The organism is Dyella subtropica (genome assembly GCF_026283965.1).
GTDB classification, from domain to species: domain Bacteria; phylum Pseudomonadota; class Gammaproteobacteria; order Xanthomonadales; family Rhodanobacteraceae; genus Dyella_D; species Dyella_D subtropica.
The window spans coordinates 15,598-38,812 of sequence record NZ_JAPDPD010000013.1 but is presented as its reverse complement, the minus strand read 5'-3'; the positions used below and the strand labels follow the sequence as shown (position 1 = coordinate 38,812).

22 protein-coding genes and 1 tRNA gene are annotated in these 23,215 nt (G+C 62.6%); 16 read left to right on the top strand and 7 right to left on the bottom strand.

From position 1 onward, the window contains the following. Positions 1-53: 53 nt before the first annotated feature. Positions 54-536, bottom strand: a complete 483-nt coding sequence (locus tag OUZ45_RS12565) for a DUF456 domain-containing protein (RefSeq protein ID WP_266170460.1) — start codon at positions 534-536, stop codon at positions 54-56. Between the two features lie 23 nt (positions 537-559). After that, positions 560-1,324: a hypothetical protein gene (locus OUZ45_RS12560; RefSeq protein WP_266170459.1), complete on the bottom strand. Its 765-nt coding sequence runs from the start codon at positions 1,322-1,324 to the stop codon at positions 560-562. A 128-nt stretch (positions 1,325-1,452) separates the two neighbouring features. Here OUZ45_RS12560 and OUZ45_RS12555 point away from each other — a divergent pair, with 128 nt between their 5' ends. Further along, complete coding sequence (locus OUZ45_RS12555; RefSeq protein WP_266170458.1) at positions 1,453-2,106, top strand: protein kinase family protein; 654 nt, start codon at positions 1,453-1,455, stop codon at positions 2,104-2,106. Positions 2,107-2,144: 38 nt separating this feature from the next. On the opposite strand, the gene OUZ45_RS12550 is transcribed toward OUZ45_RS12555, so the two are convergent. Further along, positions 2,145-2,921 (bottom strand): ferredoxin--NADP reductase, encoded by a 777-nt coding sequence (locus OUZ45_RS12550; protein WP_266170457.1) that lies wholly within the window; start codon positions 2,919-2,921, stop codon positions 2,145-2,147. 302 nt (positions 2,922-3,223) lie between these two features. On the opposite strand from OUZ45_RS12550, the gene OUZ45_RS12545 reads away from it, so the two are divergent. Both OUZ45_RS12545 and OUZ45_RS12540 read left to right on the top strand, forming a co-directional pair. Beyond that, positions 3,224-4,021, top strand: coding sequence for a response regulator (locus OUZ45_RS12545; RefSeq protein WP_266170456.1), 798 nt, complete (start codon positions 3,224-3,226; stop codon positions 4,019-4,021). 289 nt (positions 4,022-4,310) lie between these two features. Beyond that, the gene (locus tag OUZ45_RS12540; RefSeq protein ID WP_266170455.1) at positions 4,311-8,195 is read left to right on the top strand and encodes a transporter substrate-binding domain-containing protein; all 3,885 of its coding nucleotides are present in this window, start codon (positions 4,311-4,313) and stop codon (positions 8,193-8,195) included. Positions 8,196-9,270: 1,075 nt separating this feature from the next. Here OUZ45_RS12540 and OUZ45_RS12535 read toward each other — a convergent pair. Further along, positions 9,271-10,599, bottom strand: a complete 1,329-nt coding sequence (locus OUZ45_RS12535; protein WP_266170454.1) for a glycoside hydrolase family 2 — start codon at positions 10,597-10,599, stop codon at positions 9,271-9,273. 188 nt (positions 10,600-10,787) lie between these two features. On the opposite strand from OUZ45_RS12535, the gene dusA reads away from it, so the two are divergent. From dusA to OUZ45_RS12515, 4 genes are all read left to right on the top strand, one after another. Next, entirely contained in the window at positions 10,788-11,768 is a 981-nt protein-coding gene (dusA, locus tag OUZ45_RS12530; RefSeq protein ID WP_266170453.1) for a tRNA dihydrouridine(20/20a) synthase DusA, read from the top strand. A 115-nt stretch (positions 11,769-11,883) separates the two neighbouring features. Continuing rightward, the gene (locus OUZ45_RS12525) at positions 11,884-12,180 is read left to right on the top strand and encodes a PepSY domain-containing protein (protein WP_266170452.1); all 297 of its coding nucleotides are present in this window, start codon (positions 11,884-11,886) and stop codon (positions 12,178-12,180) included. Then, positions 12,180-12,872 carry a response regulator transcription factor gene (locus OUZ45_RS12520; protein WP_266170451.1) on the top strand — a complete coding sequence of 231 codons (693 nt, stop codon included), beginning with the start codon at positions 12,180-12,182 and terminating at the stop codon, positions 12,870-12,872. The genes OUZ45_RS12525 and OUZ45_RS12520 overlap by 1 nt, the downstream gene beginning before the upstream one ends. Beyond that, the gene (locus OUZ45_RS12515; RefSeq protein ID WP_266170450.1) at positions 12,838-14,253 is read left to right on the top strand and encodes an ATP-binding protein; all 1,416 of its coding nucleotides are present in this window, start codon (positions 12,838-12,840) and stop codon (positions 14,251-14,253) included. The genes OUZ45_RS12520 and OUZ45_RS12515 overlap by 35 nt, the downstream gene beginning before the upstream one ends. Before the next feature lie 77 nt (positions 14,254-14,330). On the opposite strand, the gene OUZ45_RS12510 is transcribed toward OUZ45_RS12515, so the two are convergent. Beyond that, positions 14,331-15,098 (bottom strand): M90 family metallopeptidase, encoded by a 768-nt coding sequence (locus tag OUZ45_RS12510; RefSeq protein ID WP_266170449.1) that lies wholly within the window; start codon positions 15,096-15,098, stop codon positions 14,331-14,333. 8 nt (positions 15,099-15,106) lie between these two features. Continuing rightward, on the bottom strand, positions 15,107-15,421 hold the full coding sequence (locus OUZ45_RS12505; RefSeq protein ID WP_266170448.1) for a hypothetical protein: 315 nt from the start codon (positions 15,419-15,421) through the stop codon (positions 15,107-15,109). 231 nt (positions 15,422-15,652) lie between these two features. Here OUZ45_RS12505 and OUZ45_RS12500 point away from each other — a divergent pair, with 231 nt between their 5' ends. From OUZ45_RS12500 to OUZ45_RS12460, 9 genes are all read left to right on the top strand, one after another. Then, on the top strand, positions 15,653-16,621 hold the full coding sequence (locus OUZ45_RS12500) for a biotin--[acetyl-CoA-carboxylase] ligase (protein ID WP_266170447.1): 969 nt from the start codon (positions 15,653-15,655) through the stop codon (positions 16,619-16,621). Then, entirely contained in the window at positions 16,618-17,376 is a 759-nt protein-coding gene (locus tag OUZ45_RS12495; RefSeq protein WP_266170446.1) for a type III pantothenate kinase, read from the top strand. Before OUZ45_RS12500 ends, OUZ45_RS12495 begins: the two co-directional genes overlap by 4 nt. 37 nt (positions 17,377-17,413) lie before the next feature. Then, positions 17,414-18,133: an SPOR domain-containing protein gene (locus tag OUZ45_RS12490; RefSeq protein WP_266170445.1), complete on the top strand. Its 720-nt coding sequence runs from the start codon at positions 17,414-17,416 to the stop codon at positions 18,131-18,133. A gap of 55 nt (positions 18,134-18,188) precedes the next feature. Continuing rightward, positions 18,189-18,264: transfer RNA gene (locus tag OUZ45_RS12485), tRNA-Thr, on the top strand. 105 nt (positions 18,265-18,369) lie between these two features. Continuing rightward, complete coding sequence (locus tag OUZ45_RS12480; protein WP_266170444.1) at positions 18,370-19,371, top strand: patatin-like phospholipase family protein; 1,002 nt, start codon at positions 18,370-18,372, stop codon at positions 19,369-19,371. Positions 19,372-19,487: 116 nt separating this feature from the next. Beyond that, positions 19,488-19,949 (top strand): rhodanese-like domain-containing protein, encoded by a 462-nt coding sequence (locus OUZ45_RS12475; RefSeq protein WP_266170443.1) that lies wholly within the window; start codon positions 19,488-19,490, stop codon positions 19,947-19,949. Between the two features lie 22 nt (positions 19,950-19,971). Further along, positions 19,972-20,886 (top strand): arginase, encoded by a 915-nt coding sequence (gene rocF, locus OUZ45_RS12470; protein ID WP_266170442.1) that lies wholly within the window; start codon positions 19,972-19,974, stop codon positions 20,884-20,886. Between the two features lie 38 nt (positions 20,887-20,924). Continuing rightward, the gene (locus OUZ45_RS12465; RefSeq protein ID WP_266170441.1) at positions 20,925-22,289 is read left to right on the top strand and encodes a tryptophan--tRNA ligase; all 1,365 of its coding nucleotides are present in this window, start codon (positions 20,925-20,927) and stop codon (positions 22,287-22,289) included. 8 nt (positions 22,290-22,297) lie between these two features. Next, positions 22,298-22,624: a hypothetical protein gene (locus tag OUZ45_RS12460; protein ID WP_266170440.1), complete on the top strand. Its 327-nt coding sequence runs from the start codon at positions 22,298-22,300 to the stop codon at positions 22,622-22,624. A 131-nt stretch (positions 22,625-22,755) separates the two neighbouring features. Here OUZ45_RS12460 and OUZ45_RS12455 read toward each other — a convergent pair whose 3' ends face one another. Beyond that, positions 22,756-23,139, bottom strand: coding sequence for a VOC family protein (locus OUZ45_RS12455; RefSeq protein WP_266170439.1), 384 nt, complete (start codon positions 23,137-23,139; stop codon positions 22,756-22,758). Positions 23,140-23,215: the final 76 nt, after the last annotated feature.

Here is a 23,215-nt window from a genome sequence, read left to right as displayed (position 1 = left end):
GCCGAGTGCCTGTGCCGAAGGTCCGGCATTCGACGCTCCAGGGCCGAAGCCTTTCAGCTCACCAGCATGGCGAAGCCGAATAGGCCGATCATGAGGAAGGAGATCACTAGCTTGATCAGCGTGCCAAACAGTAGACCCAGCCACGTGCCAATTCCGACGTGAGTGGAGCGCAACACGCTGTTGCCTGCGGCCAGTTCGCCGGCCAGTGCGCCGACAAAAGGCCCGAGCGCCAGTCCGAGCAGGCCGAAGAACATCCCGACGATGGTGCCCAGCGTGGCGCCCCATAGCGCGAGCTGGCTCGCACCCACCCGTTTGGCGCCGAGCGCGCCGGCGACAAAGTCGACGATCACGCCAAGCGTGCCCAGCGCACCGATGATCAGCAGCCACCACAGTCCGAGGCGCTGGTAATTATCCAGCGCGGCTACTAGCCAGATACCGCCGAAGATCATCGGGATGCCGGGCAAGGCCGGCAGGATGGTGCCGGCGACGCCGGCAACGATCAGTACGGCGGCAAGGCCATAGAGGGCGATATCCATGTCTTTCCAGGCAGTGAGAATATTTAGTGGAAGGCGTCGCGGTATTCGGGCTTCAGCCAGCGCGCGAATGCGGCGGTCGGCACGTCCACGTCCTGCGGGCCGGCGGTGTCAGCGGCAACCTGGTGTGAAGGGAAGATCAGGCTGAGTCCGTGTGCTTGGTGATCTTTGCGGACGATCGGCACGAACATGCGGAGGCGCTCCTTGCCTGGCTCGGTGCCGTTGCGCACCGTGGCGGCATCGGAAGCGAGTGGACGGTGATGTTTTCCGGGTTTCAGCTTGGCCAGCAGCTGCGCGCGCGCATTCGCGGCGAGGGCGGCTTCGGCGGGAGCGAAATCGTCGAACAGATCAGAGAGCGAGATCATCTGTTCGGCTTTCGTGTCGTAGGTGAAGCTGTCGATGATGGCGCTCGGGCTCGCGCCGCCGGGCTCGATGTCGCCAAAGGCCACCACGCTAACGAAGCGATCCGAGTGGGCCGCCACGCTGAAATCCACGGACAGCTTCCAGGGTGCGGGTAGACGGCTTGGCGGGGCGTTCTTGACCTTGTCGAGAAACGCGCTGCGTTGGCTGGCGGCGTAGTTGTCGAGTGCCTGCCGCAACGGGGTCCAGCGGGTATCCAGCGGAACCTGGGTCAGATCGATGGTGTACCGATGGCCGGCCAGTACGCCATGTTCGTGACGCGACGACTCGGAGCCGGCGCGCGCAGGCGAGGCTGCCATGGCCATGTCGGGACACAGCGCGGCACCGCCGGTCAGCAGCAGGGCGAGCAACAATGGCAGGCGCGAAGGCATGGCGATGTACTTCCTGATGGTCCCGCTGATGGTCACAGCATGGCGCAGGCGGCTGATGGATCGGCCACAATAGACGCACGGCGACATCGCGGGTGAGTCTACCCCTGTCGCAGCTTGCCGGAAGCCATGTGAACATCACCGACACCACTCTGCTCAAGGCCGACGAACTGGGGCGCATTGAGATCGCACAGCGCGACGGCGTTACGGTCATTCGCCGCGATGTGGCCGCTGCGCGCTGGTGGGCGCGTGCGTTCGCGCGCCGCGCGGCGGCACGCGAGGCGCGTGCGCTGGCCAAGCTCGATGGTGTGGATGGCGTTCCTGCCCTGTTGGGCTGGGATGGTCGTCAGCTCTTGCGCGGCTATATCGCCGGTGCACCGATGCAGCAGGCGCAGCCGCGCGATCGTGCCTATTACCGCGATGCCCTGCGCCTGCTTGCCGTGTTGCATCGTCGTGGCATCGTGCATAACGATCTGGCCAAGGAACCGAACTGGTTGGTGCGTGAGGACGGCCGGCCGGCGTTGGTGGATTTCCAGATCGCATGGACACGCGGACGTCGGGGCACCCTGTTTCGCTTGCTGGCGCGCGAAGATCTGCGCCACCTGCTCAAGCACAAACGTACGTATTGCCCCGAGGCGCTGAGTGCGCGTCAGTGCGCGATCCTCGCCACGCCGGCGCCGCACGCCCGCCTGTGGCGGGCTACCTTCAAGCGGCTGTACAAGCTGGTTGCACGAAAGATCTTCGGCTACTGGGACAACGAAGGGCAGGGGCGCATTCGCCAGTAGCTTCCGCGATCGTCGTTACCTGCGCGTGAGGTGCGGGATTACTTTTCGACGAAAGCGCGTTCGATCACGTAATCGCCCGGCTCGCGCGTACGCGGCGAAGCATGGAAACCACGGCCGTCGAGCAGCGCGCAGATATCGTCGAGCATGGCCGGGCTGCCGCACAGCATCACACGATCCGTTGCCGGGTTCAGCGGCGGCAGTCCGATGGACTCGCTCATCAGGCCATCGGCGATGGCGTCGGTGATGCGCCCGCGGTTGCGGAACGGTTCGCGCGTGACGCTTGGGTAATAGATCAGCTTCTCGCGCACCAGTTCGCCGAGGTATTCGTGCTGGGGTAGTTCGCGTTCCAGATTGTCGGCATAGGCGAGGTCATTGATGTGGCGCACGCCATGGGCCACCACAATCTTGTCGAAGCGCTCGTAAGTCTCCGGATCACGCACGATGCTCATGAATGGCGCCAGGCCCGTGCCGGTGCCCAGCAGGTAAAGGTGCTTGCCGGGCTTGAGGTCGTTGAGCACCAGGGTACCGGTGGGCTTGCGGCTGACGATCACCGGGTCGCCGGGCTTGAGGTGCTGCAGGCGCGAGGTGAGTGGCCCGTTCGGCACCTTGATGCTGAAGAACTCCAGGTGCTCTTCCCAGTTGGCGCTGGCGATGGAGTACGCGCGCATCAGCGGACGCCCCTCCACTTCCAGCCCCATCATCACGAACTGGCCACTGTCAAAGCGGAAGCCGGGATCGCGCGTCGTGCGAAAGCTGAAAAGGGTGTCGTTCCAGTGGTGCACGTCGATCACGTGCTCCGTCGCCAATGCCACCATGCGTGGTTACCGTCTCAAGGTCAGGGTTAGCTGCAGTGCAGGGCGGCTGGTATGAACCGGTCGTCGGACTCGTGCGAGTGGGCGGGTGCCGCTGCCTGACGAGTGCTGCCCGAGGGTGCAGCTGCAGGCGCACATTATGCCACCACTTGGCCGGCAGGCTGTTGTCGGCGCACGCGGAGCCTTCTGGACACCATGAGGCCTGTGCCGAATCGATCAGAGCATCTCTGGGGTCATATACATTTCAGTGTCCAATACTTACTGTCCGTCAGCCCTCTGTTTTCAAACACGGACTCTGCAAGGCCATGGAAATTAGGAATATTCTCTGTGAATATGGTTGCGCCGCCGACGCCGCTGATAGCAACGCGGATGGGCATGCACCGCTGCCGGCCATACGAGATGAGGATGACGTGTGGTACCGGTCGAATGACCTACACGGAAGCCTGCACGTGGGAGAGGGTGGTTTGCAGATTCGAGTCATCATCGCGGACGACCACCCCATAGTCCTGGCGGGTGTCCAGGCAGTACTCGAGCGTTCATCCGATATCAAAATCGTCGGCGAAGCCAGCAATGGCGACGCATTGATCGATCTACTCGGCCGCTGTCCTTGCGATGTCATCATTACGGATTTCACCATGCCCGGTAGCCGGCATGGTGACGGACTTCCGCTGATCGCGATGCTCGCTTCACGTTTCCCGGGTATTCCGGTGATCGTGCAAACCATGGTGAACAATGTCGGCGTCCTGAGGAGTGCGCTTCAGCAAGGTGCGGCCGGCTTGGCTGATAAGCGGTCGCCGATGACGGAACTGGTGCAGGCGGTGCGTGCTGTTGCGGCGAAGAAGACGTTTATCAGCGCCTCTTTCCGCGAGCGGTTCGAACTGACGGAGCATGCTGATCCTATCGGCGGTGCGTCCCTCCCTTCGCCTCGGGAGATGGAAGTGTTTCGCTTGTATGTTGGCGGCCTTTCCGTCAGCCAGATCGCGGGGCGACTCAGTCGCAGCGTGAAAACGGTCAGTACCCAGAAGCGCCAGGCGATGCGCAAGCTGGGTTTGGAGCACGATCGCGACATGGTCGCTTATGCCCGAGAGCATGGAATTATTTGAGCTGATCTAGCCAAGATCAGTTCCGATTCAATACTTGGACTGATTGCTACGATTTTTCCATCTCGGGTAGATATTTCAGCGTCGTCTTATTTTCAGCTTCAGAGCAGGTGGCTAAGGTGGCCTGCTCTGAACGGGTGTTGATTCGCAAGCAAGACACGCCACTCTCGTTGCCATCCCAAGGGTCAGCGCGGCAGGCCCGCCAAGTTGCTGTGTAAGCGGAACCCCGGACAAGGTGACACCCGAAGGCGGCACCAGGCTGGGTCCTCACCTCAAGACGGATACGTGCTGCATGGCTTGGTTGCGATTTTGCCTATTCATCGTGGTTTTCTGCACCGCTCGCCTAACGCAGGCCGAGAGCGTTTCCTTGACGCCTGCGGAAGAGAGTTGGCTGCGCGCTCACCCGGTGATTACCGTGGGGACGTACGAAGAAGGCTTCGCGCCCTTTGAAAGCGTGGTGTCCGGCCATCCGCAGGGGTTGGGGCCGGACTATCTGACCGAGATCACGCATCATCTCGGCATCCAGGTGAAGTACCGGGTATTTCCGAGTTGGCGCGCTCTGCTCAGCGCGGCGCGCGATGGAAGCGTCGATCTGGTGATGAATGCCTCGCCGACACCGGAGCGGATGGCGTACTTGCGGTTTGGCCAGCCGTATTTCGAACATCTGCCCGCGCTGGTGACCCGGGTGAGCAACGATCACGTTCGTGATATGTCCGGGCTCCGCAACGCAACGTTGGTTAGCTTGGTCGACGATGCCACCGCCGAAACAGCGCAGAAGTACATCCCAGGCATAAAACTCATCCATGCGCCGAGCACCCGTGAAGCGCTCCAGCTAGTGGCTAGCGGGGGAGCGGACGCCTATATCGACGACCCCTATGCTGCAAGTGCGGCCATTACCGCGACGGGGCTACAGAACCAACTGCGCGTGGGTAAGCTTGTGGCGTTGCCCATTTCTGCACTTTGCTTCGCGGCGCCCAGGGATCGCGCGGTATTGATCGATGTGCTGGACAAAGGGCTGGCGAAGCTCACCACGGAGGACCACGCGCGATTGAGGGCCCCTTGGCTCAACCGTGACCTCGGTCAGACGCATGGCGAAGACGGCCCCGTGCCGCTCAACGACGAGGAGCGCTCCTGGCTGCAGACCTTGCCACCGCTCCGGGTGGCCATGGACCCCACCTCGCCGCCCTACACCCTGCTAGATCGCAACGGGCAGCCGGCGGGCATCGCCAGCGACTACCTGCGCGAAGTCAGCAAGGCGCTCCATCTTCGCCTGACCTATGTGCCAGCACAGAACTGGGCCGAAGCGACCAAACTGCTGGAGGAAGGCAAAGTCGATCTGCTGCCGGCCGTTTCGCCCTTCAGTCCGGAGAGCGCGCGACGGATGGATTTCAGCGTCGCCTACATGGACTACCCGGTCATGATCGTGACCCGCGTAGACGCAAATGCTGTTACCGGTCCCCATGATCTCGTCGGCATGCGGGTGACGGCGAACACGTCCAAGCAATCGATCAAAGTAGTGATGGATCGCTTGCGTGGTGTGACGGTGATCCCGGTGGGTACCACCGAGCAAGGCCTTGCCCAAGTGGCTGATGGCAACGCGGACGCCTTCATTGGCGACCTGGCGAACGCCGATTACGTCTTACGAGAGCGTTTCGCCGGTCGCCTGAAGATCAGCGCGCCTACGGACGACCATGTGGTGCTGGCGATGGGCGTCGTCAAGCAGTACTCGCCGCTAGTACCGCTGATCAACCGGGTACTCATGGGCCTGCCTGACAGCAGGCAGCAGGCCATCCGCAACACTTGGCTGGCTTCGCACTATACGTACGGCGGGTCATGGCGCGAGATAACGCGCAAGACACTGCCGGTGATCGCCGTGGTGCTGTTGTTTCTGTTCACGGTTTCCTATGCGTATTGGCGCCTTCGCCGCGAGACACGCCAACGCCAACGCAGCGAGCAGCAGTTGACCGACATCACGCGCAACCTGCCTGCCGTGGTCTACAAGTGCCGCTACACGCGCGAACAGGGCATGTGCTTCCTGTTTGTGGGCGGTAATCCGGAGCCGATCTTCGGGATGCCCGCCCAGGTCTTTATCGACGACAGGCCTCGCGCTCTGGCTACGGTGGTCGAAGAAGACCGGAACGCGCTGATGGTCGAGGTAGAGCGTGCCGCGAACACGATGACCTCCATGCAGGCCGCCATGCGTGTGCGCGTGGGCGATACATTGCGCTGGATATACACCAACGCCATTCCCCGCAAAGAAGGCGACGCCGTGCATTTCAGCGGCTACTGGGTGGATGTCACCGAGCAGCATCTGCAGGCCGAGCAGCTGGCGAAGGCGAAGGAGTTGGCGGAGTCCGCCACGCAGGCGAAGGCGGAATTCCTGGCCACCATGAGCCATGAAATTCGTACGCCGATGAACGGCGTCATCGGCATGATCGAGCTGCTGGGTCACACCTCGTTGAGCGAGGAGCAGCGGCAGATGCTCGGTACCGTGGAGATCTCCGCCACTGCTTTGCTGCAGATTTTGGACGATGTGCTGGACTTCTCGAAGATGGAGGCCGGCCGACTCACCATGGAATACGTGCCCGTGGACATCCGCGACCTGGTCGACAGCACGGTCAGCGTGTTGGCCGCGCAAGCACACCGGAAGGGCCTGTCGCTCAGCGTTGATATCGACGCGCGACTTGCTGCGGAGGTAAGCGCGGAGAACGTGCGCCTTCGTCAGGTGATGCTCAACCTGCTCAGCAACGCGATCAAGTTCACTGCGCTGGGTTCCGTGGATGTGCGGGTAGAAGTGTTGGAGGAGGTCGATGACAAGCAGCGAGTTCGGCTGAGCGTCATCGATACCGGCATCGGCATGTCCGCCGACCAGGCCGACCGCCTTTTCGCGCCCTTCACCCAGGCGGAGTCATCCACCAGTCGCCGTTATGGCGGAACCGGGCTTGGCCTGTACATCTGCCGCCGTCTGGTCGAATTGATGGATGGAACCATCGCCTTGGAAAGCGAGGTGAACAAGGGTACGCGCATGCACGTGGAGCTGCTGATGCCGATCCATTGTCGCCGACGTCCCCACCACGTGTTGCGTGGGGGCGTGGTGCAGATTCGGCTGGAGGATGCGGCGGTGGCGCATGCGCTGGAGCAGAACGTGCTGGCGCTGGGCATGATGGTGGGGGCAGGCGACGACAAGCCGGACCTGCTCTTCATCGACGACGAATTCGGCGGGACGCGACCAAGCGGCGCGCAAGCGTGCATGACGGTTACCGGCATTCCCGACCCGCATGGTTATGCCAGCGGCGCGTGCGGCATCACGATCACCAGCAATCCACTCAAGTGGTCGACCTTTGCCATCGCCTGCCAGCGCGCGTTGGGCCTTGAGGATGGCGAAGACGAAAGTTCGGCACTACCAGATGCCGCGCCTCACGAGCGGCGCGTACTGGTGGCCGAAGATAACCCCATCAACCAGACACTGATCGCGGCGCAGTTGGAAAAACTCGGCTATACCTGCGACGTCGTCGAGAATGGCATAGAGGCGCTTGAGGCACTGGAACGTCATGCCTATACCTTACTGATCACCGACTGCCATATGCCGTCGATGGACGGCTACGAACTGGCCCGTACCGTACGCCGTCGCGAAATCACTCATGGTGGGCATCTGCACATCCTGGCCATGACGGCCAATGCCATGCCGGGCGAACTTGAACGATGCACCCGTGCCGGCATGGACGACTTCCTGCCCAAACCCGTGCGTATCGCCGAATTGGACATGAAGCTGGAGCGGGTATTCGCGGTTGCGGTCCCCGTAGCCGCATCTCCCATCCTGGACGCGCCGGCATTTTCGGTCGACCTCGATGTGCTGCGTGAGAGCTTCGGCGACGATGAGGTCATCCACTCCCTGATAATGCGCTTTGTAAGGACTACGCGAATCGACTTGGCGACGCTCGACGCGCTGATCGCCGAGCGTCGCTCCGCCGACGTCGCCCATTGGATACACCGCCTGCTCGGCGGCCTGCAGATATTCGGCAGCACGCCGCTTACCGAGGAAGGGGTAGCGCTGAAGCATGCTTTGGAATCGGACGCGCGTTATGAGGCGCTTTCTGGTGCGACCGTCTTCAGACGGCGTGTGGAGGCTTATATGGATCATCTCGAGGCGACTGCGCACGCATTGTCGGAGGCGTGATGCTGATCGGCGTGTCGTTGTGATAGAGGAGTCCAAATACGGACATTTCCGGTAGGCTTGGCTAAACGACCATGCCGTTGCGCTCGAAACGTTTCGGAACCATGGTCCAATGCTTCCCTGCGAACATTTAGTCAACTTTCATTTCAGGTCAGTGAATTTGCTCCCCTCGAACTCAATCCACCCCTGCAGTTTTGATGCGCGCGAACGATCCATCGTTGCTCGAGCCTGGACCTATGGTTGGGCAGTTTCCCGGCATACCCAAACTCCGATGGAACGAGTTGGATATTTTCAGATTTTCGTTGGGAAGCCCGATCAGACAACGCGCTACGTTCTCCCCCATTTCGATCAAGAGCTCATTCAACGACTCGTCAGTACCGAGGCCGGTCCTGGGAGTTGGTTAAAGGTCTGTGCACCGATCGATAGATTGTCTCCCTTGCTTTCGGGCGGCTGGGACATCCACGCGCCAGAGTTCTTGATGAGCGCAAACCTCATCGGCGACGATGTCCCTGCCGTTGAGGGCTACCGTGTCCAAACCGAAAATTCAGGGGCGCTCACGTTTGTCAAACTGATTACGGCCGCGGGAGATCTTGCAGCTAGTGGTCAGATGGCCGTTGCCGACTCGTTTGCAACTTTCGACAAGATTGTCACAGCCGAAGCCCACAGAAGAAGAGGGCTTGGTCGGTACGTCATGTCCATACTGTCCAGCCTATCGCTAGATTCCGGAGTAAAGCAGGGTGTGCTGGTTGCAACGGAAGAGGGGGCGGCACTGTACAAGGCGCTAGGTTGGTCCTTGGTTTCCCCAGTCGCTGCCGCTTCGCATTCAAACCTTCAGGCTCTGGATCCAAGTGTCGTCTAGCTTCATTGAAGTACCACGGGAGTTGCGGGGTGGCCCTCAGGAAGGTGGCCTCTTCATTTGACCTAGCTTCCAAAGATCAGCTTTCAACTCAAAGTAGCCATCAATGGCATGGTGGTCATCACCATGCGCGATGTTCAGCCCGTGCCGGAAAGGTGGTTACACATCACGTCATCCGCACAACGTACAGCCAGATTTCTGGGGCGGCGGCAGCACCCTTCGTTACTTTCTTCGCGCATAGCCAACCGACCGCATCAAAATCAGCAAGAACAAAAGCGGGATGAAGACGGCATACGCATACTGGCCCCTTGCCACTCCCGTTTCATAAGGAAACCAGATTCCCGGAATTCCCAGAGCGTTGAGTTCCGTCGCGAACAGGCCAATGCCGACCATGATCACGGAGAGCGCGGCCAGATAAGCGGACGGCTTCGCCAGTCGGATCACGCCCAGCCCAATGATCCATAGATAGAGCGCGGCATAGGTCAGACGAACGCCTTCGACAACGATATCGGCGACCATCTTGAGGCCGGGGGTCGCTTCCGGCATAAACCACGGACGGCCAATAAATGCGAAGACCATGTAAACCACGGTAAGCACGCTGATCACGTAACGCAGCCATGGATATTTACTCACGCGAAACCAGTCTCGCCATGCCAGCGTCCATGCTGCCAAATTGAGGGGTTTAAGTATCACGCCAGTCGCGATGTCATAGCAGCGCAAACTTAGAAAGTCTGTCCAGTAAAACAGCACCTGATTGACACGCAGAAGTGCAAGGAGAAGCAGCGCAGCGGCTAGCCAGTGATGGGAGTCGCTGGTTCGGCACGCGATCAGCGCGAAGACCATAAGCGCAAGCAGAACGAATGCGATTGGCTCAATCGCATCCACCACGTAACCCTTGAATGTTTGTAGCCATTGCACTTGATGCAACAGATCGATGCCGTCCGCGTCGCCGATCGTCGGCGCGACATGAATGCCGCCATTGTCCTCACCTGCATCAATGGGATCCATCCACACGCGAAATGCAATAAGGTGGGTTTGCGAGCTTGCCGATGATGAGGATGGCAACGGAAATACACTCGGCCGCACGCCGAATACCGTTGGTGCCGTACCCGAGAATACACCCGGGCCACCGAGCAGTTTTCCGTCTACATAAAGTTGGTAAGTCGAATCGACCAATGTCGGTCCTGCCAATGCAAGCGGGGTATCCGTGCCGCTATCGACGCTAACTTTGATCCGATACCACGCATAACCCGTGTACCCCGCATGGTCGCGTCGGCTCCATCCAGATACGTAACCCGGTAGTCCGACGTCGCCGTCATGTGCACCTGGCGCAGGAGTGAGATCGACGGTTTCCCACGAGCTGTCATCGAAGTCCGATGAGGACCAGCGAGAATCATCGCCGACATGGAATCGCCACGGTCCATTCAAGGGGACGGTCGAATGACCAAGGGTGATGCGTGCGATTTGGGCAGGCTCAGCCGACGCCAGACTGCTTCCGACCATAAGAGCCATAAGCATGTAAAGAGAAATCAGAAGCCCCGAACGCTGCATCACATCATTCCCCGATGGTTCTCATCGGAGTCTAAGGAAGCCTTCGGAAAAACGCATCGATGGCGGTGCCTTGATTGAGTGGCGCGATGGCCACGGAGAGGCGTTGCCATGGCCGAAGGGATGGGGTTAACCACTCAATGCGCGCTACATGACTTCGCCGCCTTGAGCATGCAGGTACAATATTTGCCATGCATGCAATCGATCGAAATGACTTCCAGCTATCGGTTGCGCCGATGATGGACTGGACAGATAGGCACTGCCGCTATTTCCACCGGCTGCTCTCTCCGCACGCGCGCTTGTACACCGAGATGGTCACCAGCGCGGCGCTGGTGCGTGGCCGACAACTGCGACTGCTGGAACACAGTCAGCAGGAGCATCCGGTGGCGCTGCAGCTGGGTGGCAGCGAGCCACAGGAGCTGGCGGTGGCGGCGCGTTATGGCGCGGATGCGGGCTACGACGAGATCAACCTCAACGTGGGTTGCCCCTCGGATCGTGTGCAGTCGGGCAAGTTCGGTGCCTGCCTGATGCGCGAGCCGACGTTGGTCGGGGATTGCGTGAAGGCAATGCGCGATGCGGTGGACGTGCCGGTGACAGTGAAGTGCCGCATTGGCGTGGACGAGCAGGATGAGTACGCCGACCTGCAGCGCTTCACTGAAACCATGATCGCCGCCGGTGTGGAAATCCTGGTGGTGCATGCGCGCAAGGCCTGGCTGCAGGGACTCAGCCCGAAGGAGAATCGCGAGATCCCGCCGCTGGACTACGAGCGCGTGTACCGGCTCAAGCGCGAGTTCCCCCAGCTCAGCATCATCATCAACGGCGGCATCACCACGGTGGAGCAGGTGCAGGCGCATCTGGCCCAGGTCGACGGCGTGATGCTGGGGCGCGCGGCCTACCACGATCCTTATTTGCTGGCCCTGGTCGAGTCGGCGCTGTACGGCGAACCGCTGCCGGAACGCGACGACGTGCTACGCCATATGCAGTCCTACATCGAAGCAGAGCTGGCGCGCGGCACCTCGCTCAAGCACATCAGTCGCCATTTGCTTGGCCTCTATCAAGGAGAGCCGGGTGCGCGCGGCTTTCGCCGCATGCTCAGCGAGGGGGCTCATCTGCCCGGCGCGGGCTGGGGCTTGATTGAGCAGGCCATGGCGCCACGGCGGGTCGCCGCGTGACAGCGCGCGGCTGTCGGGTCAGTATTCAGGCCCGGTTTCATAGGCTGAACGAGGATAGCCGGCCTAACGGTACCGTCCACGAGGTTTTGTTGGCGAAATGAAGACAATCCTACGAATGTCGGCCCTATTGTTGCTCCTGGCGACCGTTTCGGTGGCTGCGCAGGCGCTGGAGCCGTCCATGACGTTGGAAGAGGCGGTGAACCAGGTGCAGCGCGACACCGGCGGCAAGGTGCTGTCGGCCAGCACGGTGCGGCGTGGGCGCAATGCGTTCGAGCATCGCATCAAGGTGCTCACGCCGTCTGGGCATGTACGCGTGGTCACTGTGAATACGGAAGCAGGCAAGAACCCGGCTTCCTCGGAATCAACCAAGAACCCGGCCGGCGACGGCGAGGGCAATAAGGAGAAACACTGATGCGCATCCTTTTGGTAGAGGACGAGGCGCCGCTGCGCGAGACGCTCGCCGCACGTCTGAAGCGCGACGGTTTTGCCGTCGACGCGGCGCAGGACGGCGAAGAGGGCATCTATCTCGGTCGCGAGGTGCCGTTCGATCTGGCCATCATCGACCTGGGCCTGCCCAGGATGTCCGGCATGGACCTGGTCAAGGCGTTGCGTGAAGCGGGCCAGCGTTACCCCATTCTTATCCTCACCGCGCGCGGCAGCTGGCAGGACAAGGTGGAGGGCCTCAAGCACGGCGCCGACGACTACCTGGTCAAGCCGTTCCACGTCGAGGAGCTGCTGGCGCGCATCAATGCGCTGGTGCGTCGCGCCAGTGGCTGGTCCAAGCCGGTGCTGGCCTGCGGCCCGATCAAGCTGGACACCACTGCGCAGACGGTGGCGGTGGAAGGCAAGCTGGTCGACCTCACCAGCTACGAATACAAGGTGCTGGAATATCTGATGCTGCACGCGGGCGAGCTGGTTTCCAAGGCCGACCTCACCGAGCACATCTACCAGCAGGATTTCGACCGCGACTCCAATGTGCTGGAGGTCTTCATCGGCCGTCTGCGCAGGAAGCTCGACCCGGAAGGCACCCTCAAGCCCATCGAGACGGTACGTGGACGCGGATACCGCTTTGCCATCCCTCGCAGCGAAGCCGACGACGAATGATCCCAGCCCGCCGCGCCGCCCGTTTTCACTGGCGGCGCGAGCGGCGTTGGCTACCGGCTTCGTGCTGGCGGCCTTCCTGGGCGTCGTCGGGCTGACCCTTTCCCGCACCAGCGCCGAAACCGCGCTGAAAGACCTGCAGGATCACCTGCAGAATTTTGTCGTGGCCTATCTGGCCGGCACCGAAGTCGGGCGCTCCGGCAAGGTGCTGCTGCCCGATACACCGCCGGACCCGCGCTTCTCGCAACCGGGATCGGGGCTGTACGCGCTGGCGCTGAGCGAGAACGGGGCGAAGCTGGAATCACCTTCGGCGATCGGTCGCGACTTTGCCTTCCTCAAGAAGCTGGAGCCTGGGCAGAGCCAGTTTGTCGGCCCGATCGAGACACGCATGGGCCGGCTGTACTACTACGCCTATGGCGTGGCGCTGGACACCTCCGAGAAGAAATCGGTGAAGCTCACCTTCATGGTGGCGCAGGCCGAGGATCAACTCGAAGGCCAGAATGCGGTATTCCGGCGCAGTCTGATTTTCTGGTTGGCGTCGCTGGGTGTGATGCTGATCCTGCTGCAGCTTCTCTTGTTGCGTTGGAGTCTCACGCCCTTGCGCAAGGTGGCCAGCGATATGAGCCGTGTTGAGCGGGGCGACACCGAGCGTCTGGACAGTCAGTACCCGCTGGAACTCACCGGTCTCACCGAACGCATCAATGCCTTCATCGACAGTGAGCGCGAACAGCGCACGCGCTACCGCAACACGCTCGCCGACCTTGCGCATAGCCTGAAAACGCCGCTGGCGGTGATCCGCTCACGCCTCGAATCTGTCGATGGGGCCTCGCCGCTGCGTGGCGATGTGCTCGATCAGGTGCGCCGCATGGACGAACTGGTGGCCTATCAGCTGGCGCGCGCGGCAACCACCGGGCGCCAGACCTTCGCCACCGCCATTCCCATTGCGGGCCATGCCGAGGACCTGGTGCAGAGCCTGGAAAAGGTCTATGCGGCAAAGAACGTGCTGTGCGAGTTCGACATCGATGAAGGCGCCGCTTTCTACGGCGAGCGGGGCGATCTGCTGGAGCTGATGGGCAACTTGCTGGAGAACGCGTTCAAGTGGGCGGGTCACCGCGTGTTGCTGGTAGTGAAAGCCGAGCCCATGGCTGGCCGCCAGCGCCCGGGTCTGTGGATGAGCGTCGAGGACGATGGTCCCGGCATCAATGACGACAAGATCGAGAAAGTCTTGCAGCGCGGTGTGCGTGGCGATGAGCGTGTGCAGGGCCATGGCATCGGCCTGTCGATCGTGCAGGACATCATCAAGGCCTATCGTGGTGAGCTGACGGTGGATCGCTCGCCCGAATTCGGCGGTGCCCGCTTCAGTGTCCGGCTGCCGCCGGGCTAGGGATGCTCTGATCTATTCAACGCAGGCGTCATCGTATCAGCTCGCCTGCGTTGAATAGATCAGAGCATCCCCAAGGCTCATTCCGGCGCGGGCGACGGTCCGTAGTAGGCCGTCAGCAGCGAAGCTACCGCGGGTTCAGCACGTTTCAGCAGCCCAGGCTGCGACCAGTGCATCTCGCTGACCACGGCGAAGAATTCATCGGCACCTTCCGCGGCGTAAGGGTCGATCAGCGTCTCGCGGCCGCGGGCCACATCGTTCGAGAGGTGATCGTAGGCACGTTGGAAAGCCACGATCCATTCGCGGCGCCCAATATCGTGCGGCAACGGCGGCACGCCGTCGGGTGGGCCATCGAGCATGTCGAACTTGTGGGCCATCTCGTGGACGACCACGTTGTAGCCGTCCCAGGGTTGTTCGAGGTCCAGCTGTACGTCGGCCAGCGACAGGATAAGCGGGCCGCGTTCCCAGGCTTCGCCAATCAATACGTCATCGGCCTCGCTGACCACGCCGCTGTGTTCGTCGTGATGGCTGCGGCGCACTTTGAACTCGCCGGGGTACACCAGCACCTCGCGCCAGCCGCGCAGGCTGCGTACACCTTGTTGCAAGGCCGGCAAGCAGGCTTGCATGGCAATCAGCAGTTGCAGCCTGTCATCGAGCGCGGTGCCGGCGAGCGGATGAAAGCGCTTGCGGGCGAGAAAGGCGACGGTCAGTTGGCGCAGGGCCTGCAGGCGGTTGTCATCGAGACGGCGCGCCAGCGGGCACGCTGCCAGTGCGCGGCGCCAAAGAGTATCGGGAATAGGCGGTGGGTCGAAGCGCGACAGCCACTGTCGCCACCAAGCCCCCGGCACGGAACGGTTTACTGAATCGAGCCCGGCAGCAGTGACTGCCAGCCCAGGCTGATGCGCCGGCTGCGCTGAGTGCCGGAGGAACCGCCGCTGCCTGTGGGGCAGTTTTCGCTACTGGAGCTGGAAGCCGGACTGGTTTGCGGGGAGGTGTCGCGGGGCACGCCCAAGCCATCGCCGCTGTTGCCGCCGCCCTCATGGCTAACCGCGCTGTCGGCGCTGACCCGCTGCAGGGAGCCCAATTCCTGGGAATCGGCGTCCATGGCCGATGCGGCACCGATGCCGCCGACGCTCAGAACACACGCGAACAGGAACTGCCTAATGCCCATGGCGGCTCAACCCCTTGATCCGCAAATGAAGGACCGGATCGTCGCAGAATCGTCTGGCGGATGCCAGTGCCTCCTCATGGCGATGCCAGTCCCACAAGTACTGTGCAGCGGAAGCCGGCTTCGTCTACTCGCCGTGGGGGACAGGCTCTAAGATGGCGCGATGCATGCAATCCCTTGTCCCCTGGCGGTCGTTACCGTGTATCGGGTCCCTTCAACTGGCGGCGTCCACTGATGCAAGCACAGCAACTGCTCGCTCTGCTGGCTGGAGGAGAGGCCGTTTCCGGCGAATGGCTTGCCGAGCGCGCAGGAGTGACGCGAGCCGCGATCTGGAAGCAGGTCGAAGCCCTGCGCGCGCGCGGCGTGCCGATCGAAGCGCGTGGTGCCGCGGGTTATCGGTTGCCGTGGTCGTTGCAGATGCTGGATATCAAGCGCATCCGGGCCGGCGTGCCGGCGTCGCTACGCAAGCGACTAGGGTCGCTGGAAGTCCATTGGGAACTCGATTCCACGTCCAGCGAATTGCAGCGGCGTGCGGCGGAGTTGGGTGATCTCAGCATGATGCTGGCGGAAACGCAGAGTGCCGGCCGCGGTCGTCGTGGTCGCCATTGGCTGTCGCCGCCGGGGCTGAACTTGTATCTGTCCTGCTTCAAGCGCTTCGATGCGGGTTTTGCCTCGCTCTCAGGCTTGTCGCTGGCGGTGGGGGTGATCCTGCTGCGCGCGCTGGCTTCGCTCGGTATCGCCGAGGCCGGCTTGAAATGGCCGAACGACGTGCTGGCACGGAGTGGCAAACTCGCCGGCATCCTGGTCGAGCTGAGCGGCGAGTATCAGGGGCCATGCGCCGCGGTGATCGGCGTGGGTCTCAACCTGCGGCTCACCGATGCCTTGCGCGAGCAGGCCGGTCAACCTACCTGCGACCTGGCCAGCCTGGTCGGCACGCCGCCGGACCGTAACCAGGTAGCCGCTGCGCTGATTTCCGCCTTGGCCGAAGGCCTGGGGCAGTTCGAACGCGAAGGCTTCGCTGCTTTCGTCGACGAATACGCCCAACACGATCTGCTGAAGGGGGCGCCTTTGCGCGTGCATGGTGCGCAGGGCGTCCTGGATGGCACCGGCGCCGGTGTCGACGTTCGCGGTGCCCTGCAAGTACAGGCGGCTGATGGCCTGCATTGCATCGACAGCGCCGACGTTTCGGTGCGCCGCGTATGAAGCTCTTGCTGGACCTTGGCAACACCCGCCTGAAATGGGCACTGCACGATGGCGCACATTGGCTTGCTCGCGGAGCGGCGGGCTGGGATGAGGACGTCGGCACTATCCTACGGGACGCCTGGGGCGCCTTGCCTCGACCGCTGGAAGTGCTGGGCGCTTCGGTGGTCGATGAAGGTCGTGAGGCGCATGTCGCAGCAACGGCCAAGGCGCACTGGTCGCTCGATACCTATTGGCTGCGCACGCCAGCCGAAGCCTGTGGCGTGCGCAACGCCTACGCCGAGCCGCAACGCCTGGGTGTGGATCGTTTCCTGGCCATGGTGGCTGTGCATGCGGGAGGGCACACACCCTGCGTGCTGGCCGGTGTCGGCACGGCGCTCACCTTGGATGCCTTGGCGGCTGATGGTCGTCACCTCGGTGGTTTGATCGCTCCCGGCCCCCAATTGATGCAGCAATCCCTGGTGGGCGCGACATCACGTGTGCGTCCTGAACGACCCGGGCAGGTGCTGGAGGTGGCCGACAACACGGCCGACGCCGTGGCCTCCGGTTGCTGGCAGGCCGCCGCCGCCCTGATCGAACGTTTCGCCACCCGTATGGCGCCATCGTTGGGCGGCGCGCCGTCACTGCGCCTGGGCGGTGGCGATGCCGAAGCCTTGCTGCCCTTGCTTAGCCTGCCCGCGCAACTGGCCGAAGACGGCGTGTTGCATGGGCTGGCGGTGTGGGCGAATGCGCAGTCGCCGTCGATCCAGGTTTCTTAGAATGTCGGTTCTTGCTCGTGCTTTCCCGGATCGCTGAATGGTTCTGCGTTTGCTCTTCGTCCTGCTGATTGCCCTCAATATCGCGGTGGGGGCGTGGTTGTTGCTTGGGCAGGACGACGCGCACGGGCGCAGTCCCACCGATCCCGGTGTGCCGACCCTGCACCTGTTGTCGGAGCGCCCTGCCGCGCCCGCCAGTAGCGTGGCTGTGGCGAATACCGAGCCTGTGGCGCCGGCCGCACCGGCGCCTGCACCGGTAGCGGCGGCATCCACCGCCAAAGCGGTGCCGCCGACGCGCCCGATCAGCTACACCTGCATCTCGATTGGCCCCTTCGCCACGCCAATCGATCTGCGCAATGCGCGTAGCGCACTCAGCGCGCAGGCCTCACGTATGCAGTCGCGTCAGGAACAAACCACCCAGACGCGTGGCTGGTGGGTCTATCTGCCGGCCAGTTCCAGTCGCGAGCAAGCGCTGGAACAGGCTCGCAAGCTCAGCACCGCCAACATCAACGACTACTTCGTGGTCGGCTCGGGCGGCCAGCCAAATACGATCTCGCTAGGTCTGTTCAAGGATCCGGCCAACGCGCGCAAACGTCGCGACGAAGTCGTCTCCGCTGGCTTTCCCGCGCAGATGACCGAGCGCACGGAGACCGTGCCGGAGTATTGGCTCGACTTGGCGGTCGCCGACGGCACCCGCTTCGATTGGCGCAGCCGCCTGCGCAACAGCACCGTGGGTTCGCACAGCACAGGGTGTTTCTAAACAAGCGCATGGCTTCTACAGCGACTCGCCAGGGCCTGCTAAACTCCGCGTCTTCGCCGGCATAGCTCAGTTGGTAGAGCAACCGCCTTGTAAGCGGTAGGTCGTCTGTTCGAGTCAGACTGTCGGCACCAATCAAGCTTTGCCTGGACCCGCCGCATGGCGGGTTTTTCATGTCGTGTCTTGACGCTGCATGGTGATCTGCCCAAGATCGAATGATGCAATGCACCAATCGCCCGATGGCATCCATCCCGGTGAAGCTGGCCCTGCAGGGCGGCGGCGCGCATGGTGCATTTACCTGGGGCGTGCTGGATCGCCTGCTGGAAATCCCCGGGTTGGTGGTCGAATCCGTATGCGGCACCAGCAGCGGCGGGATGAATGCCGCGGCCTTAGCGCAAGGCTGGGCACGCGGCGGTGCGGCGGGTGCGCGCGAAACGCTCGAGGCGTTCTGGATGACACTGGGCGGGCGCAACGCGGTGTTGGATTGGTGGGGCGCGCCATCGTGGTTTCTGGGCGAAAACTTCCCATGGCCCGCCATGAACCATGGTGCGGCAGCCTTCAATCCGCTGCGTTCGTTGGTGGAGGAATTCTTCGACGTCGACGTTCTGCGCGCCAGGCCTGTCGCCCTGCATGTGGTCGCGACGCGCATTCGCGATGGCGCGCTGACGGTATTCAACGGCACGCGCTTGAGCCACGACGCCTTGCTCGCTTCGTCGAGCCTGCCGCCGCTGTTTCCCGCGGTCAATATCGATGGTGAGGCCTATTGGGATGGCGGGTTTGCCGGCAATCCAGCGCTGGAGCCGTTGTTGCACAGTGGCGGCGACGATCTGTTGTGCATTCTTCTTCAGCCCTTTCTGCGCTCGATGACGCCACGTCATGCGAGAGAGTCTCTGGCGCTTTCTGTCGAACTTTCCTTCAGCGCCGCCTTCCATCGCGAGCTGAGAGACATCGCCAGGGCACGAGAGCAGGCGGAGCACCACCTGTGGCCGACATCCGTCGAACGCAAGATACGCGACTTGCGCCTGCATATCGTTGCGCCCGAAGAGGGGCTGGCGGCGCTCGGGCATTCGGCGGCCGATACGCGTTCGAATCCGTTGCAGGCGCTGCGCGAGTTCGGCCGCGCTACGGCCGAACTCTGGTATGTACAGCACGGCGAGGCGCTTGGGCGGCATGGCAGCTTTTCGCTTTCCGAATGGCTCGCGGCCTCCGAACGCCCGATCAAGCCATGGATGGAGCCCTGACGCCCCATCTTGTCCGTTGCGCTGCAAGGTACCGAATGGATGCGTTCTTGTAGACTTGCCGGATCGCACTTAGATCATCCGGTGCGTCATCGTTTGACACCGTGAGCGGTTTGCGCATGAAAGACAGTCGTTTCGCATGGCCCTTCCACGCCGCCTCTCGCGTCGGCGGCTGGGCGCGTGGGCGACGTGTCGCTTTCGTCGCCTTGATCGGGTTGGCGAGCGCCGGTACAGCGATGGCAACCGACGAGCCGCTGGCGCCAACGCAGTTGGTACAGCTGCAGCAAGCAGGCCAGGCGCCGATGCTGCTCGATGTCCGGCATACGGATGAATACCGCGATGGCCACATCGCCGGTGCTTTGAACATTCCTGTCGAGCAGCTGGCCGCGCGCTATGCCGCGCTGGGTGTGCCACGCGATCAGGACATTGTGGTTTATTGCGTCTCCGGGCGTCGTGCCGCGCACGCGCAGGAGATTCTGCAGGCGCAGGGCTACAGCCATGTGCGCCTGCTGGACGGAAGCATCAACGCCTGGCGCAAGCAAGAGCTACCGCTGGTGCGCGAAGGCGCCTCCACTCCCTGACATGCAGATCGACCGAGGAAACATGGGTAATCAGGCTGTATCGCTGATCGGTGTCCCCACCGATATCGGAGCCGGACATCGTGGCTCCTCGATGGGGCCGGAAGCCCTGCGCGTGGCCAATCTGATGGGCCGTTTGGTGGCGCGTGGGTTGAATGTGATCGACTGCGGTAACTTGCAGGGTCCGCTCAATCCGTGGCAGCCGCCGCAGGACGGATACCGTCACCTGCCTGGCGTGGTGGCCTGGAACCATGCCGTATATACGGCCATCTACGCCGAACTGACGGCCGGCCGTCTGCCGGTGATGTTGGGCGGCGACCATTGCCTGGCGATTGGTTCGATCACCGCCGTGGCGCGCTATTGCCGCGAGCAGGGCAAGAAGCTGCGTGTGCTATGGCTGGATGCACATGCCGATTTCAATACCGCCCAGATCACCCCCTCGGGCAACATCCACGGCATGCCGGTGGCCTGTTTGTGCGGCATGGGGCCGGAGGAATTGACTCACCTGGGCGGCAGCGCACCGGCGACTTTGCCGGAGGTGTATCGCCAGATCGGCATCCGCTCGGTGGACGACGGCGAAAAGCGCCTGGTGCGCGAGGCGAACGTAGGCATCTACGACATGCGCCACATCGACGAAGTCGGCATGAAGCGCGCGATGGAAGAAGCGCTCGATGGCATGGACGAAAACACCCATCTGCATGTGAGCTTCGACGTGGACTTTCTCGATCCGGCCATCGCACCCGGCGTCGGCACTACGGTACGTGGCGGGCCGAACTATCGCGAGGCGCAGCTGTGCATGGAAATGATCGCCGACACCGGTCGCATGGCCTCGCTGGATATCGTCGAACTGAATCCGGCTTTCGATAAGCGCAACCAAACGGCCAAGCTTGCGGTGGATCTGGTCGAATCGCTGTTCGGCAAATCCACGCTGATGCGCTAAGCGCCATTCCCAGCATCAAGACGACATAAGCGACCAACATGCAGACTCGTGTACTGACCGGCATCACCACCACCGGCACCCCACATCTGGGTAACTACGTTGGCGCGATCCGCCCCGCGGTGGCATCCAGTCGCCGCGCCGATGTGGACGCGTTCTACTTCATGGCCGACTACCACGCGCTGATCAAGAGCGACGACCCGGCGCGCATCGAGCGTTCGCGTCTGGAGATCGCCGCCACGTGGCTGGCTGCCGGCCTTGATCCGCAGCGGGTGACGTTCTACCGGCAGTCGGACATTCCGGAAATTCCGGAGCTGACCTGGTTCCTCACCTGCGTTACCGCCAAGGGTCTGCTCAACCGTGCGCACGCCTACAAAGCGGCGGTGGACAAGAACGCCGAGACGGGCGAGGACGCGGATGCCGGCGTCACCGCTGGCCTGTACATGTACCCGGTGCTGATGGCCGCCGACATCCTGGCCTTCAACGCGCACAAGGTGCCGGTGGGTCGTGACCAGATCCAGCACATCGAGATGGCGCGCGACATCGCGCAGCGCTTCAACCATATCTACGGCCGCGAATTCTTCGTGTTGCCGGAAGTGGTGATCGAGGAGCAGGTGGCCACCTTGCCCGGTCTGGACGGCCGAAAGATGTCCAAGAGTTACGACAACACCATTCCGCTGTTCGCTGGCGGCAAGAAGCATCTGCGCGATTCGATCATGCGCATCGTCACCGATTCGCGCACGCCGGGTGAGCCGAAAGATCCGGACAGCTCCTCGCTGTTCACCATCTTCCGCGCCTTTGCCAGTGAGGCGGAGTCCAGTGCCTTCAAGCAGGCGCTGCTCGACGGCATCGGCTGGGGCGAGGCCAAGAAGGTGTTGTTCGAACGCATCGAGGCCGATGTGGCGCCGATGCGTGAGAGCTACGACGCATTGATCGCGCGCCCGGCCGTGATCGAAGAGATCCTGCACGAAGGCGCCAAGAAAGCGCGCGCCGTCGCCGCACCCAAGATTGCCGAGTTGCGCGATGCGATCGGTCTGCGGTCGGGCGTGTCCATCGCCGTCGCACCGGCAGTCGCGAAAGAGGAGAGCAAGGCGGGCAACAAACCGCGCTTCGCCAGTTTCCGCGATGGCGACGGTAGCTTCCGCTTCCGCCTGTTCTCTGCGGAGGGCGAGGAGTTGTTGCTGTCGAAGTCGTTTGCCGATCCCAAGGCCGCGGGTGCTTTGCAGAAGCGCCTCAAAGGACTAGGCGCCACGGCCGCTGTGCTGCAAGTAAAGCGGCTGGCCCTGAACCTGGAGTTGGACGGCGAACACGTAGCCAGCACGCCCGACTACCGCGACGAAGAGACCCGCGATGAAGCACTCACGCGTTTGCGTGAGGCATTGGACCAGCTCGCTGCGCAGGAGTGACCTGACTGATGCGTTACCTCGCCATCCTGCTGCTCACCCCTTGGTTACTGATTCTCGGCTGGGCCTACTGGGCCTATCCGAAGAGTCTTCCGCGGACATCGGTCCGCCGTACCTTCGACCTCGTCGTGCTGTTGCTCGCCGCCGTGGCGGCTGTGCAGTCGGCGGTACTCGGCTTTGAGGCGGCCACAGTGCCATCCGTAGGCCAGTTCGGTCCTTCCAGCGGCGCCATCTGGCAGCAGGTGTTGCCGGCGCTCTATGGCTACGGCGCGTGCGTGGTCGTGTTGGTCGTGGCGATGGTTGTGCGTTATCTGATCTGGCGCTCAAAGCCGCGATGATCGCGACTGTGTAGGAGCCCACCCTGTGGGCGACAAACCGGCAGGACTGCCGGTTTGCACGGCGCTAGCCGCCCCAGGGCGAGGGCCATGGGATGGCCCGAGTGACAAACCGGCGCGCATCATCGCACCGCCTACTCCCACCGATTGAGATGCGGCCCGAACGCCTCGCGCTGCTTCTGCACCACGCAGAAGCGATGCCCGCTTGGTGCTTCCATCACCCACCAGCGCTCGCGCACCAGCGCGATACGCTTGGCGCCAAGCTTCTCCAGACGTGCCGCCTCGGCTTCCAGGTCATCCGTTTCGATGTCCAGGTGTACGCGGCTGTCGTGATCCACGCGTTGCAGTAGGAGGATGGGTTCGTCGGCCAGCGTGGCGAGCTCGGCGTACTTGCCGTCGCCGTCCTGGTCGAGCGTGACGATCGGCTTCCCGAGCGCGCGACTCCAGAACGTGGCGGCCTCTTTCAGATCGCTGGTGCGGCAGTCGAGTACCAGGGTGCTCAGTCGGCTGTGATGCATGACGGTCTCCGCTTGCACGCCCGAGTCAGGCGCATGGCGAGTGGTTGCAGCAGCCACAGTCTGCATGGGTGACCGT